This window comes from Sorangium aterium (assembly GCF_028368935.1).
Taxonomy (GTDB): Bacteria; Myxococcota_A; Polyangia; order Polyangiales; family Polyangiaceae; genus Sorangium; species Sorangium atrum.
Genome location: NZ_JAQNDK010000007.1, coordinates 340,470 through 357,229, shown reverse-complemented (window position 1 = coordinate 357,229; position 16,760 = coordinate 340,470). Strand labels below are relative to the sequence as shown.

The following is a 16,760-nucleotide window of genomic DNA, read 5'->3' as shown; positions in this document are numbered from 1 at the left end:
TCGAGGTGAGCGAGCTAGAGCAGCGGATCAAAGGCCTGTCGTCCCAGGAGCTCAAGGCGCTCGTCGCGAAGCTGAAGGGACAACGTCCGTCCGGCGGCGGCGCGGCGGCGGGGCCGCAGCGGAGCGGGACGCGGTCGAGGTTCCCCCTGTCGTTCGCGCAGCAGCGGCTCTGGTTCCTGTACCGGTACGCGCCCGACAGCCCTGCATACAACCTCCAGGGGGCCGCGCGGCTCCGGGGCTCGCTCGACGTGGCCGCGCTCGAGCGGGCCCTCTCGCTCCTCGTGGAGCGGCACGAGATCTTGCGGACGCGCTTCGGCGAGGACGCCGAGGAGGCCTACCAGGAGGTGCTGCCGCCGTCCGGCGTCGCCGTGGCGGTCACGGACCTCTCCGCGGTGGATCCGGCGGCCCGCGAGCGCGAGCTCGCCCTCCAGTGCGCAGAGATCGCCCAGGCGCCCTTCGTCCTGGAGCGAGGCGACCTCCTCCGGACAGCGCTCTTTCGCCTGGCCGCAGAGGAGCACGTCCTGCTCATGGCGACTCACCACATCGCCAGCGATCACTGGAGCTGGGGCGTGCTGCTCCGGGACCTCGGCGCGCTCTACAATGAGCTCGTCGCGGGGCGCGCCCCGCGGCTGGCCGAGCTGCCCGTCCGGTACGGCGATCACGCCGTCTGGCAGCGGAGCCAGTGGAGCCAGGAGCGCCTTCAACGGGCGCTCGCGTACTGGAAGGAGCGGCTGCGCGGCGCGCCGGCGCTCCTCGAGCTCCCGCTGGACCGTCCGCGCCCGGCCTCGCAGGCGCACCGGGGGGCGAAGGCGTCGCTCACGCTGTCACCCCGGCTCGGCGCGGCGGTGAAGGCGCTGTGCCAGCGGGAGGGCGTCACCCTCTTCATGGCGCTCCTCGCCGCGTACCAGGTCCTCCTCTGTCGCGTCACGCAGAAGCTCGACGTCGTGGTCGGGTCGCCCGTCGCCGGGCGGACGCGGCGAGAGATCGAGCCGCTCGCCGGGATGTTCGTCAACAACCTCGCGCTCCGCGCCGACCTCTCGGACAACCCCAGCTTCGTCGAGCTGCTCCGCCGCACGAAGCGCGACGTGCTCGACGCCTTCGCGCACGACGATCTGCCGTTCGAGCTGCTCGTGGAGGCGCTGCAACCCGAGCGGAGCACGTCCCACGCGGCGCTGTTCCAGACCCTCTTCATCCTGCAGACCGCTGCCGCCGATCTGCCGGCCTTCACCGGGCTCACGGTCGAGCCGGTCGAGGTGCCGGTGACGACGTCGAAGTTCGACTGGACCGTCGAGGCCTGGGACCGCCCGCAGGGCCTCCGGCTCGATCTGGAGTACGACACCGACCTGTTCCGCAGCGATACGGCGGAGCGGATGCTCAGGAGCTATGAGGCGCTCCTGCGCGCGGCGGCGGCGCGCCCCGACACGCGCGTGCTCCACCTGCCGGTCGTGCACGAGGCCGACGCGCTGCACCTCGATCAATGGAACCGGACAGAGCGACCTTTTCCCGAGGAGCTCTGCGTCCACGAGCTCTTCGAGCGGCAGGCGCAGCGCCATCCGGAGCGCGTCGCGCTCGCGTTCGGCGAGGGCGAGATCACGTACGGAGAGCTCGACCGCGCCTCGGCCCGCCTCGCGCGCCGGCTGCGCGCGATGGGCGTCGGTCCGGACGTCCCGGTGGCGATCTGCATGGACCGATCGATCGATCTCGTCATCGGGCTGCTCGCGATCCTGAGATCGGGCGGCGCCTACGTACCCCTGGATCCCGCGCTGCCGGGCGAGCGCATCGCCTATATCCTGCGCGACGTCGGGGCCGCCGTCCTGCTCACGCAGCGCGCGCTGCGACGCCCGCTCGCCGGCGAGCCGCAGCGGACGGCGTTCTTCGAGGATCTCACCGAGGATTCCGGCCTGGCCGAGGAGCCGCTCGCGGCGCCGCCCTGCAGCCGGAACCTCGCCTACGTCATCTATACGTCGGGCTCGACCGGGCACCCGAAAGGCGTGCAGGTCGAGCACCGCAGCGTCGTGAACTTCCTTGAGGCGATGCGGGAAAGGCCCGGCCTCGACGCCGGCGACGTGCTGCTGTCGGTGACCACGGCGTCCTTCGATATCTCCGTCCTGGAGCTGTTTCTGCCGCTGAGCGTCGGCGGGCGGACGGTCCTCGTGTCCGCCGCCGAAGCGCGGGACGGCACAGCGCTCCTGCGCGCGCTGGAGCGCTCGGGGGCGACGGTCATGCAGGCGACGCCGAGCACCTGGCGCCTCCTGCTCGCGGCGGGGTGGACGGGCAGCCCGCGCCTCCGCGCGCTGGCAGGCGGGGAGGCGCTGCCGCCGGACCTCGCCCGGGAGATCGGCGCGCGCGCGGGCTGCCTCTGGAACCTGTATGGCCCGACGGAGACGACCGTGTGGTCCGCCGCGGCGCGCGTCGACGATCCGGACACGATCACCCTGGGATCCCCGATCGCCAACACGCGCATCTACCTCCTGGACGAGCGGCGCGAGCGGCTCCCGATCGGCGTGGCCGGGGAGCTCTACATCGGCGGAGCGGGCCTGGCCCGCGGGTACCACGGCCGGCCTGACCTGACCCGGGAGCGGTTCGTGGACGACCCGTTCTCGCCGGCGCCGGGCGCGCGGATGTACCGCACCGGCGACCTGGCGCGCATCACGCACGACGGGCGGCTCGAGTTCCTCGGCCGGATCGATCATCAGGTGAAGATCCGCGGCTTCCGAATCGAGCTCGGCGAGATCGAGGCGACCGTGGCGCGCCACCCCGGCGTCGGGGAATGCGTCTGCGCGGCGCACCGGGACGCGGTGGGCGAGGCGGTGCTCGTCGCCTATTACGTGCCCGCGGCGGGGCCGGTGAGCCCCGAGGCGCTCCGGGCGCACGCGCGCGCGTTCTTGCCCGAAGCCATGCTGCCGGCGCGCTTCGTCGAGCTGCCCCGGATGCCGCAGACGCCGAACGGCAAGATCGACCGCAAGGCGCTCCCGGGCCTGGACGCGCTGGAGCGCCCGCCGGCGCGCGATCGGCAGGAGCCGGCGACCGAGATGGAGAGGCTCGTGGCCGCCGTCTGGGAAGAGCTCCTCGGGCGCGCGCCGGGCAGGACCGACCATTTCTTCGAGCTCGGGGGCCATTCGCTGCTCGCGATGCGCGCCGTCTCCCGCATCCGCGAGCGCGCCGGCGTGGAGGTGCCGCTCCGGTGGCTGTTCGACACGCCGTCGCTCGCCGATCTGGCGCGGCGGATCGAGCAGCTCGCGCGTCCGTCGACGCGTCCGGCGCTGCGCCGCCGCGACCCGGGCGGGGTGATCCCGCTGTCGTACGCGCAGACGCGGCTCTGGTTCCTGGACCGGCTGGCGCCCGGAACAGGGGCCTACAACGTCGGCGGCGCGGCCGAGATCGCGGGGCCCCTGTGCGTGCGCTCCCTGGAGCGCGCGATCCACGCCGTCATCGAGCGGCACGAGGCCCTCCGCACCGTGTTCCGCGTCGTGGACGGGGCTCCCGTCCAGATCGTCCAGCCATCGGCGCAGCTCGACTTCGAGGAGGTCGATCACCGGGCGCTCGCCCGGGACGCGCGCGAGGCGACGGCGCTCGCGCGGCTGCGGCGGATGGCGGGGCGCCCGTTCGACCTCGCCCGAGGCCCCCTGGTGCGGGCCGAGCTCGCGCAGCTCGACGACGAGCGGTACCTGTTCGCGTTCGCGATGCACCACATCGTGACCGACGGCTGGTCGCACGAGATCTTCGTGCGCGAGCTCGCCGCCGCCTACGAAGCGATCTCGGCGGGCGAGCGCCCGCGCTGGGAGCCGCTCCCGGTCCAGCACGGCGACCACGCGGTCCACGAGCGGCAGCGGTGGGACGAGGCGGCGCGGAGCGAGGAGATCGCCTTCTGGAAGGCCGAGCTCGCGGGGGCCGGCCAGACGCTCGATCTCCCGACGGATCACCCTCGCCCCGCGGAGAAGCGGTACCAGGGGGCGCGGCACCACTTCCGCTTTTCGCGGGCGCTGACCGAGGCCGTCGAGGACCTCGGCCGCGAGCGCGGCGTGACGCCGTTCATGGTCCTGATGGCCGGGTTCCTCGCGCTGCTCCACCGGCTCAGCGGGCAGGCGGATCTCCTCGTCGGGACGCCGATCGCTGGGCGTGATCACCCCGAGCTCGAGGGCGTCATCGGGTGCTTCGTAAACACCCTTGTCTTCCGCGGCGATCTCGGGGACGACCCGGCCTTCAGCGCGCTCCTCGCGCGGGTGCGCGGCGCCGCGGTGCGCGTGTTCGCTCACGCGGACATCCCGTTCGAGCGGCTCGTCAACGCCGTTCGGCCGGAGCGAGATCTCGGCCGGACTCCGCTGTTCCAGGTGATGTTCGCCTTCCAGCCCAAGGTGCCAGCGCCGGTCTCGCTGGGCCGGGCGCGGGTGACGCCGATCGACCTCGATCCCGGCACATCGCAGTACGACATCACCCTGTCGATGCAGCGCGACGGGGCGACCCTGAGCGGTCATATCGAGTACGACACGGCGCTGTTCCGCGAGGCGACGATCGCGCGCCACGCCGAGCTCCTCCAGCGCCTCCTCACCGAGGCGGCGCGCGAGCCCGAGGCGAGGGTCTCGGCGCTCCTCCGCGGCGAGGCGCTCGGACCCGCGACCGCAGCGGCTGCGCGCCGGGGGCTCTCGGCGCCTGCGCTCCCGTTCGTGCGGAGCGACCTCGCGGGGGAGCCTCCTCGGCTCGTCCGCCGCGCCCGGCGCGTCGACGCCGGGCTCCTCCGCGGGCTCGAGGCGCGCGCGGCGCTCCTCGGCGTGGCCCCGGGCGCGGCCGTCGCCGCCGCCTTCGCGCAGGCGGTCGCCGCGTGGAGCACGTCGCCGCTGGCCGTCGTGGTCGGCGCGCCGGGCGAGCCGCAGAACGGATTGCTGTCCGTCTCCATCGGCGCAGGGAGCGGGCAGATCGAGGTGAGCCGCGGCGTCAAGGCGCCGTTCGTCGACCTCGCCCGGGCCTTCGACGAGGCCATGGCGCGCGCCGCGCCCGGGACACGAGCGCCGGACGAAGCCGTGCGTCACCCCGGCGCGACGGCCGTCCGGCTGCGCGTCTGTGCGCCCTTCCGACCCGAGGGAGGAGGACAAGGCACGCAGGCTCCCTGCATCGAGCACGAGATCCAGCAGGACGACGAGGGCTTCGTGCTGAGCTTCGGCTCCGCCGACGATCTGTTCCCTGAAGGCCTCGCGGCGGATCTCCTGGAGGCGTACGCGGCGCTCCTGAGCCGCCTCTCCCGGGACGGCGCGCCCTGGACCAGGGCGGCGACCATCAAGCTCCCTGAGCGGCAGCGGGCCGTCCGCGCCGGCGTCAACAGCACCACCCGTGAGGTCTCGAGCGACCTCCTGCACAGCGGGTTCATGCGGCAAGCGGCGCTGAACCCCGCTGCGCCGGCGATCATCAGCCCCGAGGGGACGCTCACCTACGGGGAGCTCGATCGGAAGAGCAGCGCGCTCGCCCGTCGCCTTCGCGCGCTCGGAGCCCGGCCGAACGCGCTCGTCGCTGTGGCCGCGGCGAAGGGGTGGGCGCAGATCGTGGCGATCCTGGCAGCCCTCAAATCGGGGGCGGCGTACCTGCCCGTCGATCCGGAGTGGCCCATCGAGCGCATCCGCGCGGTCCTGGATCAGGGGGAGGCGGAGATCGTCCTCACGCAGGAGCGTCTGGCCTCCTCGCTGGCCTGGCCCGAGGCCCTGCGCCTGATCGCGGTCGACGACGACAGCGCGTCCGCGTCGGAGGACGACAGCCCGGTCGCGGCGGTCCAGGGGCCGGACGATCTCGCCTATGTGCTGTTCACGTCGGGCTCGACGGGGAAGCCCAAGGGCGTGGCGCTCGACCACCGCGGCCCGCTGAACACGATCGTCGAGATCAACGAGCGCTTCCAGGTCTCCTCATCGGATCGCGCCCTCGCGCTCTCCGCCGTTCACTTCGATCTCTCGGTGTACGACGTGTTCGGCCTGCTCGGCGCGGGAGGCGCCCTGGTCATCCCCTCGCCCGAGGCGGCGCGGGATCCGGCGCACTGGCGGCACCTCATCGAGACCCACCGGGTCACCGTCTGGAACTCGGTGCCCGCGCTGATGCAGATGTTCGTCGAGCACCTCGGCGGCGCTCCTCCGGCGTGCCCCTCGCTGCGCTGGGTCATCCTGAGCGGCGACTGGATCCCCGTGCCGCTGCCCGATCGGATCCGCCGCGCTTGCCCGGGGGCGCGGGTCATCGGCGCGGGGGGGCCGACGGAGACGTCGATCTGGTCGATCTTCTATCCCGTCGGAGAGGTGGATTCGACCTGGAGGAGCATCCCTTACGGCAAGCCCCTCCCGAACCAGCGTGTCCACGTGCTCGACGAGCGCATGCACCCGTGTCCCGACTGGGTCGTCGGCCGCATGTACGTCGGCGGGATCTGCCTCGCCCGCGGCTACTACCGGGATCCTGCGCAGACGGCGGAGCGCTTCCTCGAGCACCCGGAGACGGGCGAGCGGCTCTACTGGACCGGCGATCTCGGGCGATTCCTTCCGGACGGGAACATCGAGTTCATCGGGCGGGAAGACTTCCAGGTGAAGATCCAGGGAAACCGCATCGAGCTCGGGGAGATCGAGGCCGCGCTGGCGCAGCATCCCGAGGTCGAGCAAGCGGTGGTGTGCGTGGAGTCGACCCCGAGCGGGGCCAGGCGCCTCGTGGCCTGCTACGTGGCGGCACAGGGCGCCGCGCTCGAGCCTCGCGCCCTGGAGGAGGTCGTCGCCGCGAGGCTGCCGCAGTACATGGTACCCAGCGCGTGGGTCGCGCTGGAGCGCATGCCGCTGACGGCCAACGGCAAGGTCGATCGGAGCGCGCTCCTCGAGCTCGCTCACCGGCACCACCAGGGGGCCAGCGCGGCTTACCGGGCGCCGTCGTCGGAGGCAGAGCGCCGCATGGCAGCGCTCTGGGCCGGCGTCCTCAAGCTGGATCGGGTGGGCGTGGACGACAATTTCTTCGCGCTCGGAGGGGATTCGCTCCTTGGCATTGCGCTCGTCGAGCGGGCGCGGGAGGCGGGGCTCGATGTCACGCCAAGGCAGCTCTTCCAGCACCAGACGATCGCGCGCCTTTCGGCCGCCTGCGCCTCGCTGGAGCGCGCGGCGGTGGACGTCGAACCAGAGAATGGGGAGCGGCCGCTCACCGTCCTCCAGCGCTGGTATCTGGAGGAGGCCCCCGGGCGCACCCGCCCGGCGCGCTGGAACGTGAACCTGCTGCTGGAGGCCGTGGCGCCGCTCGATCTCGACAGGCTCGCGCGCGCTTCGCTCGTCCTCGTCAACCACCATGAGGCGCTCCGCGCGCGCTTCGAGCGCACCCCGAGCGGCTTTCGCCAGGTGATCGACGCGCCGTGGACCGAGGCGCCGTTCGCCTGCGTCGATCTGTCCGGGATCCCGGAGGATCGGCGCGGGACCGAGATCGAGCGGCATTGCGATCGCATGCAAGACGAATACGAGCTCGAGCGCGGGCGGCTGTTCCGGATCGTGTTTTTCCGGTGGGACGAGCAGGGGAGAGGGCGGTTGTGGCTCAACGCGCACCACCTCGTCGTCGACTGGATGTCGATGATGATCGCCGCGCTCGATCTGCAATCCATCTACGATCAGCTCGCGACGACGGCCACGCCCCGCCTGCCGCCCGCGGGCGCCTCGGCCGGCCGCTGGACGCGCGCGCTCGAGCGGTGGGTGAGCGAGGAGATCCTGCCCAACGAGCGCGCCTACTGGCTCTCGCTGCCCTGGAACGAGATCGATCCCCTCCCAGCGGACCACCCGGCGACCCGCCATCTCTGTACGGTGGAGTCGGTCCGTGATCACTGGGCGTCGCTCTCGGAGCAGGAGTCTCAGGTCATCTTGCGGGACTTGCCGGCGCGCTTCGGGGTGAGCACGGAGCACGCGCTCATCGCCGCGGTCCTCCGCGGCGTGACCGCGTGGACGGGCCGCGATTGGCAGGACATCATGGTCCTCAACTCGGGGCGTGATCTGATGCCCCATCGCCCGGAGCTCGACGCGTCGCGCACGGTGGGGTGGCTGAGCGCCGAGCGGGTGCTCGTGCTCCGGCGCTCGAGCCAGCGAGAGCCGCTCGCGGCGCTGCTCGATACGAGCCGGCAGCTCGATCGCATCCCGAACGGGGGCCACGGCTACAACCTCCTCAAGTACCTGGGCGGCGACGCCGGGCTCAGCGCGGAGCTCGGGCGGCTCCGGAAGCGACCGGGGATCCTTTTCAACTACCAGGGGCGCGTCGAGCCGCCTGCGCAGGGCTCGATCCTCCGCGTGGCGAGCGAGTCCACGGGGTACGACGAGGCGGCGACGAACCTGAGGTTCAACCTGTTCGAGTGCCACGTCCTCGTCCGCGGAGGGGCCCTGACGTTCCGGTGGCGCTACAGCGCGAACGTGCATGCGCCGGCGACCGCGCAGCGGGTCGCCGGTGACGTCATCGACGATCTGCAGGCGATCGCGCGCGCTTGCGGGTGAGCGGAGCCCGCGCGCGTGCGCGCGGCGGGGCGAGGGATGGACACACTACGTTTGGATGAGCCCAAATTACGTTTGGATGAGCCCATATGAAGACGTTCGCAATCGAGTTGCCAGACCAGAGGGTCGTTCACGATCGCGTCCCCGACATGGCGAGGACGCTGCATCTCCAGGTGCAGGGCTACTTCCGGCCCCGCGTGCAGAGCCTCCTGACCAGCGGAGAGGTGACCGTGATCGACGTCGGCGCGAACATCGGTCTCTTCGCGCTCGAGGTGCTGAAGCGCACAGGCGGGCGAGCGCGGATCCACTGCTTCGAGCCGATCCCCGAGACCTTCGAGCTCCTCCGGATGAACCTGGGATCGTCCGGCTCGGAGCGCGTGCGCCTGCACCGCGCGGGCCTGGGTCGGGCCGCGGGCACGGCGACGTTCCACTACGCTCCACGCCAGGGCGCCATCTCGAGCATGTACGACATGATGGCGAGCGACGACAAACAGGCCACGCTCGCGGCCATCTACGACGAGCGGATCCGGGAGAAGCACCACGCGGATCTGCCGGCCTATATGAAGCACCTCCCGCGCGCGGTGAACTCGGTGCTCATCGACTGTCATGCCTGGTGGATGAGGCGTGGAATGAGGCGAGTGGAGTGCGAGCTCGCGACGCTGTCCGAGCTCATCGAGCGGGAGCAGATCGGGCAGATCGACCTGCTCAAGATCGACGCCGAGAAGGCCGAGATCGACGTGCTGGAGGGCATTCGCCCCGATGACTGGGGGAGGATCCGGGCCGTCGTCCTCGAGCTGCACGACTTCGGCGGGAGAGGCGAGCGTGTCCGGCGGATGCTGCGCGATCACGGGTTCGAGGTGGAGACCGACCAGATCTGCCCCGAGGACGTGATCATCACCGTGGCGGGGTACCGGTAGAATGCGGGAGCGTCGACGTCAACCAAGCTTCGCGCCGCGTTTTCCTACATCCGAACGTTTACGTAGTCGCAGTCGTAGTCGTAGTCGTAGTCGTGGTCGTGGTCGTAGTCGTGGTCGTGGTCGTGGTCGTGGTCGTCAACGATAGGCCGTGAACGACCACGACCACGACCACGACCACGACTACGTAAACGTTCACGACCACGTAAACGTTCACGTTCACGACCACGTAAACGTTCACGTTCACGTTCACGACCACGTAAACGTTCACGTTCACGTTCACGACCACGTAAACGTTCAGGTTGGTGACCGATGGTGGTAACGCCTATGAGAATGCGGGGGAGCGCCGGCCGCGGGGCGCTCGGCGGCGCCCCCCCTCCTCCGCCGTCAATCGTCGGTGGCAGGCAGCAGGCGCACCACGCGCTGCGACCACAGCTCGATCAGCTCGGCGATCACCGCCTCCCGATCCTCCACGCCGTCGAGCAGCTCGCGGAGCCGCTTCCGGCCGTCGGCCCGCCAGAGGACCTCGAACGCCTCGGCGGAGACCGGGGTTCGTGCGTCATTGTAGGTCGTGACGATCGCGCGCTCGACCTCGTAGCCGCCCGGCGTGGGCCCTCGCAGCGAGAGCAGCTTCACGAAGGTCGGATACGAGGGGACGAGCTCCGCATAGGCCGAGAGCGGCGCGGGCTTCTTGTGGACGAGGTGGTCGCCGACGACCAGCTTGTCGAGCCGCGTCGTCAGAAAGCAGGTCACGCAGTCGTCGACCGAATCGACGATCGGCTCGGCGTTGTTGTTGAAGGAGGTGTTGAGCACCACCGGCACGCCGGTGATGTCGCCGAAGGCCCGGATGAGCTGCCAGAAGCGCGGGTTCATACGCCTGGAGACCGTCTGGACCCGCGCGGTCCCGTCCACGTGCGTGACGGCGCCGAGCAGCTGTCGCTTCTGTTCGTGGACGGGCACGGTGAAGATCATGAAGGGCATGGTCTCCGCACCGCCGAGATCGAAATAGTCGCGCGCGTCCTCCTCCGTCACCGCGGGCGCGAAGGGCCGGAACTCCTCGCGCTTCTTCACCATGGCGTTGATGATGTCCTTGTTCGCCGCCGGCCTGGGATCCGCCAGGATGCTGCGGTTGCCGAGCGCGCGCGGGCCGAACTCGGACCGACCCTGCGCCCACCCGATCACGCTGCCCGCCGCGAGTAGCTCGGCGGCGGCCTTCGGCGCGTCGGCGAGCTCCTCCACGCGGATGAAATCGCGCCACGCGTCGAGCGCTCTCCGGATCTCGCCCCGCTCGCCGATGTGCCTCCCCCAGTACGGGTGGCTCATCGCGGGCATCCGCCGCGCCGGGGCCTTTCGCGCGTGCACGGCCATGGCGGAGCCGAGCGCACAGCCGGCGTCGTGCGCGGCCGGCTGGACGAACACCCGCTCGAACAGCCCGGAGCGGAGGATCTTCCCGTTCAAGGTGCAGTTGTGCGCGACGCCGCCCGCGAAGCAGAGGTTCACCTGCCGGGTCTCGCGCTGGAAGTGCCGCAGGCAATGGAAGACGATGGTCTCGAGCGCCTCCTGGAGCGAGGCGGCGATGTCCTTGTGGTCCTGCGTGATCGGCTCCCGCGGCGCGCGCGGCCGGATCGCGCCGTGGAGATCGGCGATCTTGTCGAAGTCGATGGCCCATGCGCCCTCCGGGAGCAGCGCGACCATCGCCTGGAACAGCGCCCGGTACCTGCGCGGATCGCCGTACGGGGCGAGCCCCATGACCTTGTACTCGTCGAACGGCGAGAACCCGAGGAACCGTATCACCTGGACGTAGAAATTGCCGAGCGAGTCCCGCTCCGGGATGTCTCTCAACGAGCGAAGCTCTCCGCCGGAGCCGATGGAGACGGATCCCGACTCGCCGTCGCCGCAGCCGTCGAGCGTCAAGACGAGGCTGCTCTCGTACCCCGAGCCGATCAGGGCGCTCATCGCGTGGGCCGTGTGATGCTTGACGAACTGGATGCGCTCGGGCCCCACGTCGACGCCGAACTCGGCGAGCACGAGGCGCCTCATGACGTCGTTCGCCGTGCGCAGCTCGGGGCCTTTGGAGAAGAGCCCGCGCTTCACCTGGGCGTCGCACCATTCTTCGCTGATGTAAAAGCAGAGGTAGTCGACCTCGTCGACGCGGAGCCCACGGCTCTCCAGGCAGAAGCGGGCCGCCTGGAACGGGGCTTTGTTCGAGTGCTTGAGGCGGTTCAGCCGCTCCTGCTCGATCGCCGCGACGACCTCGCCGTCCTCGAGGAGGACGGCGGCGCCGTCATGCGACGTCGCCGCGTTGAATGCTGGTCTCGGATAACCGAGATGGTCCGGCTCGTGACCCCCGCTGATTCCAAGGATTCGCATGCATGGAGGGTAGCCTTCGAATGCGATAAGTAAAGCTCGCTCACGCGCAGATCGACGCGCTGACACGGCGATCCATGCGAGATTCGAGCGGCGCGTCCGACGGGCCGAGCGGGGCTGCTTTTATTTTGCAGGAGGTAATCCGCACGACGAGGTCGTAGAGCGGGCGCCGCGGCGCCAGGCGAAGCTCAGCATTCGCACTCGTCCTCCCCTTCATAGGACTTGGCGACGAAGCTCATGTCGTACGGGTAGTTCGCCTCGGGCGGCCCATAGACGCGGAGCAGCAGATCGTTCGCCGAATCCGCGCCCCCTCCATCGAGCCATACCCGTCCATGATCGCTCTCCTCGGCCCCGAGGAGCTCCATCGTGGCAGCGCTGTAGACCTCCACGATCAACGTGTTCTCTGGACCGGGGGGCGGAGTATACTGCTCACAACCCTCGCCGCACAGCCCTGCCCCGGAGGCCAGGACGCGAAGGCTCCAGTTGACCTCCTCGATGCCGAGAGAGGTGGTGTCGAGCAGGTACCAGTCCTCGTCGCCCTGGCAGAGGACGAGATCGATCTTCGAAAACCACGCGCTGGGACCAAGGCTGTCGTCGGTGTGGTCATAGGCGAGCGGAGCCGCGGAGGTGGACGCGTCGTTCGCCTCGTAGGCGTCGTCCGCGCAAACAGACGCTCCGCCGCTCCCGGTCGCGGCCCCGCCCACGCCAGCCCCACCAGTGCCGCCGCTGCCGCCGCTGCCGCCGCTGCCGCTGCTGCCGCTGCCGCCGCTGCCGCTGATGGCGCTACCGCTGATGGCGCTGCCGCTGATGCCGGTGCCGCCGCTGCCGCTGGCATCGCTGCCGCCGCCTCCTTCGGCGCCTGGGCCTACGGCATCGTCCAGCCAGCGCGAGCAAGACGTCGTTGCAAACAAAGACGCGTAGAGCGCTGCGAACCCCATGAGACGAACCGAGCTGTGAATGAGCGACATGATAACTCCATTGGGCACAAATGAATAACCAACTCCAGGGCGAAGCTTCGCCCTGGAGGCGCAAACACCGAGCGTTCGCACAAAGCAGGTCCAGAAGCGAATCACCAGCTCATGCCATTTTCATATTCTCGCGACTCCTTCCTTTTTCATGGCGCCATCCCTGTCACCGCGTATCCTTATCGGCGATGGATCCGCATCGTTCGATCGTCCCTCATCGCTCTCGTGATCGCCGCCGTCCTCATCGCCCTCATTCGATGCGCTCGCGCGCCGATCGCGGCGCTCGCTTCCGGAGCATCGCGTGGGGCGCCGCGCTCGCCGCCGTCCTGGGGTGCCGTTCGTCGCCGGCTCCGCCGGCCCGTCAGGAGGTCATCGACATCCATGTGCACCTGACGGAGGCCAACGCGGTGGCACCATTGCTCGCGCACATGGCCAAGCACCACATCGATCGCGCCGTCGTCCTGGCGAGCCCGGACCTGACAAGCGGCCGCGGCGGCTCGGGCCTCTCGGGCTACCGCGCAGGCAATGAGCTCGTCCTCGACGCCACAGCGGCTCACCGTGGAAAGCTCATTCCCTTCGTCACCCTGGATCTGGGTCACGACGACCTCGCGTACCTCGCCGAGCTGCGCAGCCGAGGCGCCTGCGGCGTGAAGCTTTACCAGGGGCACAACCTCTTCCACGAGCGTCCCCTCGACGACCCCTCGCACCAGGCGATGTGGCAGGCGCTCGCGGATCAGGCGATTCCGGTTCTCCTTCATGCCAACACCGTCCGTTACAGGAGCGAGCTCGAGGCGGTCCTGCGCGCCTTCCCCGACCTGAGGCTCGTGTGCGCGCATCTCTGCGGCAGCCGGACCGACCTCGCGCGCATGGAGTCCCTGATGGAGGCGTTTCCGCGCCTCCTCGTCGATACGAGCCATGGGTCTGCCGGCCCGGCGACAGAGGGCTTCGCGAGCCTCGAGCGGGATCGCGCCCAGCTCCTCAGGCTGTTCTCTCGCTGGCCCGAGCGCTTCCTGTTCGGGACCGACCTTGTGACAAGCGGGCTGGACCCCATGTCGATGGAGCTGTGGGACCTGCAGGCGGAGTCGAACATGGGTCTCTTGAAAGAGGACAAGTTTCGCTTCTTTCGTCAAACCGCCGATCAATCGGCCCGCACCATCGGCACCTATCAGGGCCTTCACCTGCCCCCCGAGCTCCTGGGCCCCGCCCTCGGGCAGAACGCCGCGCGATGGCTCGGCGCCTGCCTGCGCTGAGGGCCACCTCGCGGACCGCCGTCCGCGGCCTCAGGGGCCGAACTTCGCGAGGAAAATCGCCCGGGTAGACGTCGGAGTCACCAGCGGCCCCGTGCCAAAGTCGATGGTGCCGACGAACGGCCCGGCGGCGTACACGTCGCCGGTCGCGTCCATGGCCGTGGAATAGCCGTACTGTTGCTCCCTGCCGCCTGTGTGCTTCACCCAGCGGACCGTGCCCGTCGCGTCGAGCTTCGCGACGAAGGCATCGCCGTAGGTGCAGTCCATCGGGCCCGTGCCGAAGTCGACGTCGCCGTACATCAAGCCGGTGATCGCGATGTCGCCGTCCACGGTCGCCGCGGCGTCCAGCGCCGTCTGCGGCCCATACTGCCCGAGGCGCTTGGCCCAGAGGAGCTCACCTGCCGGGTTCAGCTTGGTCACGAAGGCGTTGCCGCCCCACGTGACGGAGCCGGGTTCGAGAGGACCGTACCCTCCCGCGCTCACCAGCGGACCTGCGCCGAAATCCACGCTCCCGAGGAACGTCCCGCTGATGACGACGTTTCCAGCGCCGTCGACCGCGACGCCGTACGCCCTCTGGAGCGCCTCGTCGCCGAACCGTTTGCTCCAGACGTGCTCACCGGCAGCATCGAGCTTCGCCACGAAGATATCCTCGCTGCCCGCGGTGGTCAGCGGCCCGCCGCCGAGATCGATCGCCTCGGCGTAATAGTCGCCGAAGCTGCCGGCGAGGACGACGCTGCCCGACGCGTCGAGGGCGACGTTGTGGATCTCCGTGTAGCCGAGCTGCTTGCTCCAGAGGCAGCTCCCCGCAGGGTCGAATTTCGCGATGAACGAGTCGATGTCACCGACGCTGGTCAGCGAGGCGCCGCAGAGGCTGATCTGGCCCATGAACGTCCCTGCCACGACGACGTTCCCGGCTGCATCCATGGCGAGGCTGTCCGCCCATTGATCACCATCGACGCCGATTCGAGCCGACCAGACGTGATCTCCGTCTGCCGTGAAGACGGCCACGAAGGCGTCGCCATCCGACTCCTGCCCCACGAGCAAACCACCTCCGAAGTCGACGCCGGTCCCGTAATACGTCCCCGCCGTGGCAATGAGCCCCGCCTGGTTGACCGCGACGTCACGCGGGTAGGCGGAACCGGGGAATTCCTTGTGCCAGAGGGGTTCTCCTTCGCCGTCGAACCTCGCGAGGGAGAAGACCAGACTGCCCCCTGTCGAGAGCGGACCGTCGCCGAAGTCGACGCCATCGGCGACCGCCGTCGCGACGACGAGGTTGCCGGGTTCGTCCACGGCGATGCGGCTGCCCACCCATACGTGGGGTTGGCGTGGGTTCGCGGCGAAGTGCCGGCTCCACAGAGGATCGCCGCTGCCGACGGCGCCGCCGGCGCCTGCGCCGCCGCTGCCGGCGACGGCGTCGCTGCCGCCTGCGCCGCCGCTGCCGCCTGCGCCGCCGCTGCCGCCGGCGCCGCCGCTGCCGCCGGCCCCACCGTTGCCGCCTGCGCCGCCGCTGCCGCCGGCCCCGCCCGCTCCCGTCGCGCCACCTCCGGCGCCATCATCGCGTATGGGATCGAGCGGGATTCTGTCGCATGCGGCGACAAGCGTCATGAGCACGGTGCATCCAGGTACGAGGAGGTGTTTCAAGGAGGTCTCTCCTATCTCGATTGAAGAAGTGCGCGTGGCTTGCTCCTATGAATGGCCGCCTGTCGTGGCGGCGGCTCACCTCTGGACGACGACGCCGAACGAGAACGACGCGAGCGGGCTGAACGTCGAGATCACCCGTCCTGCGAACCGGATATCGACAGGCGGGATCGCCGCGCCGCCGAGCGCGCCCGCCGTGAGAACCACGGAGTCGATGAGCCGGAAACGCGCCTCGCCTCGCCCGTACACGAGGGCGGTGAACGTGGACTCATCGCTGTCGATATAGGGCGGTCTCGCATCGCCGGACGCGCTCACGTAGCTGAGACCCACGCCGGGGGAGAGGACGAGTCCGAATCGACGGCTCCTCTCGATGGGCGCGAGGGCGAGCTCGGCGCCGAAGAGCGAGCGGCGAAAGCGAACCTTGCCTTCCGCCGCCTCGATCTCCGGACCGATGATCGACAGGTCCGCCAGGAGCCCGGCGCCGATCCGGGCCGAGGGCCAGATGCGGAGCGAGGCATCGAGCGCCAGCGAGGCGCCAGGCGCCTGCCATCCCAGGGCGATCGCGACACCCACCTCGACGAGCGGGGCCCTGGGCGCCGCGGGCACCGCGAACGGCGGCGAGGGCGGCGCCCAGGCGCGGAGCGGCGGGCTTCCCCACGCCTCGCCGGGCAACGCGGCAGGAGGCGCGACGGGAGAGGGCTGGACCGGAGCCGGAGCCGGCGCGACGGCCGCCGCCGCTGGTCCGACGGCCGCCGGCGCTGGTCCGGCGGCTCCGGCGGGGGCCCCGGCCGTCGACCGGAGCGCCCGCACCAGCTCCGCCGCGCGGAGCACCCGGGTGTCGAGCGGGCCGTCGGGCGCGACGCTCGCGACCAGGTCCGCGCGCCCGCTCGAGTCCGACCAGATTTCGATGGCTCCCTGCTCGCCTTCAGGGATGACGATGAGCAGCCCGCCGGAACCAGCCGCCGCCGGGCTCGCTTCGACCCGTACCTGCAGGCCCGCCGCTTCGAGCTCCTGCGAGAGGCGGTACGCCAGCGCCCCGCGCGCGCCGGCGACGACCGTGATCGGCGGCGCCTCGTCGGCGGAGCACGGGGCCGCGAACGCCGCGAACGTCAGCGAAGCGACGAGCGCGCAGCCTATCGAGCTCGCCACGGCGCGCGCTCGCGG

8 protein-coding genes are annotated in these 16,760 nt (G+C 70.5%); 3 read left to right on the top strand and 5 right to left on the bottom strand.

The annotated features are described in order from the left end of the window. Window positions 1-5: 5 nt before the first annotated feature. Window positions 6-8,468 carry a non-ribosomal peptide synthetase gene (locus tag POL72_RS49240; protein WP_272104276.1) on the top strand — a complete coding sequence of 2,821 codons (8,463 nt, stop codon included), beginning with the start codon at window positions 6-8 and terminating at the stop codon, window positions 8,466-8,468. 86 nt (window positions 8,469-8,554) lie between these two features. Next, window positions 8,555-9,382: an FkbM family methyltransferase gene (locus POL72_RS49235; RefSeq protein WP_272104274.1), complete on the top strand. Its 828-nt coding sequence runs from the start codon at window positions 8,555-8,557 to the stop codon at window positions 9,380-9,382. 58 nt (window positions 9,383-9,440) lie between these two features. Here the strand turns inward: POL72_RS49235 and POL72_RS49230 are convergent, their stop codons facing one another. From POL72_RS49230 to POL72_RS49220, 3 genes are all read right to left on the bottom strand, one after another. After that, window positions 9,441-9,662 (bottom strand): hypothetical protein, encoded by a 222-nt coding sequence (locus POL72_RS49230; RefSeq protein WP_272104272.1) that lies wholly within the window; start codon window positions 9,660-9,662, stop codon window positions 9,441-9,443. 104 nt (window positions 9,663-9,766) lie between these two features. Next, window positions 9,767-11,749: a carbamoyltransferase family protein gene (locus POL72_RS49225; RefSeq protein WP_272104271.1), complete on the bottom strand. Its 1,983-nt coding sequence runs from the start codon at window positions 11,747-11,749 to the stop codon at window positions 9,767-9,769. Window positions 11,750-11,934: 185 nt separating this feature from the next. Continuing rightward, window positions 11,935-12,714: a hypothetical protein gene (locus POL72_RS49220; RefSeq protein ID WP_272104269.1), complete on the bottom strand. Its 780-nt coding sequence runs from the start codon at window positions 12,712-12,714 to the stop codon at window positions 11,935-11,937. A 254-nt stretch (window positions 12,715-12,968) separates the two neighbouring features. On the opposite strand from POL72_RS49220, the gene POL72_RS49215 reads away from it, so the two are divergent. Next, a complete protein-coding gene (locus POL72_RS49215; protein ID WP_272104267.1) occupies window positions 12,969-13,961 on the top strand; it encodes an amidohydrolase family protein in 993 nt (330 codons plus the stop codon). Between the two features lie 30 nt (window positions 13,962-13,991). On the opposite strand, the gene POL72_RS49210 is transcribed toward POL72_RS49215, so the two are convergent. Together POL72_RS49210 and POL72_RS49205 are read right to left on the bottom strand one after the other, a co-directional pair. Next, window positions 13,992-15,599 (bottom strand): NHL repeat-containing protein, encoded by a 1,608-nt coding sequence (locus POL72_RS49210; RefSeq protein WP_272104266.1) that lies wholly within the window; start codon window positions 15,597-15,599, stop codon window positions 13,992-13,994. Window positions 15,600-15,674: 75 nt separating this feature from the next. Further along, window positions 15,675-16,745 (bottom strand): hypothetical protein, encoded by a 1,071-nt coding sequence (locus tag POL72_RS49205; protein WP_272104264.1) that lies wholly within the window; start codon window positions 16,743-16,745, stop codon window positions 15,675-15,677. Between the last annotated feature and the right edge of the window lie 15 nt (window positions 16,746-16,760).